We start from the raw sequence: 255 nt of genomic DNA on the forward strand, positions 1-255 counted from the left end.
GCGATGGAACGGCACGGTCATTTTGACCTCGCGCCTGAGATCCGCGGCAAATTGCTGGCGATGAGCGCGGCCACGATCGACAGGACGCTGGCACCGATCAGAGAGGGTTTGGGACGTCCTCGACGGCGGCCCGCGGCACATGCCCTGCGACGGAGCATTCCCATTAGAACCTCGGCGGATTGGAACAACCCGGCGCCAGGCTTCGTTGAGGCGGATCTCGTCGCCCATTGCGGCGCTTCGGCCCGCGGCAGCTTC

At 65.9% G+C, this 255-nt stretch carries 1 pseudogene; it reads left to right on the forward strand.

Annotated elements, in window-relative coordinates:
- Positions 1–255: pseudogene (locus JNB88_RS33340) on the forward strand (ISNCY family transposase); the annotation flags it as partial.

It is taken from the genome of Rhizobium cauense, assembly GCF_019511525.1.
GTDB lineage: Bacteria > Pseudomonadota > Alphaproteobacteria > Rhizobiales > Rhizobiaceae > Rhizobium > Rhizobium cauense.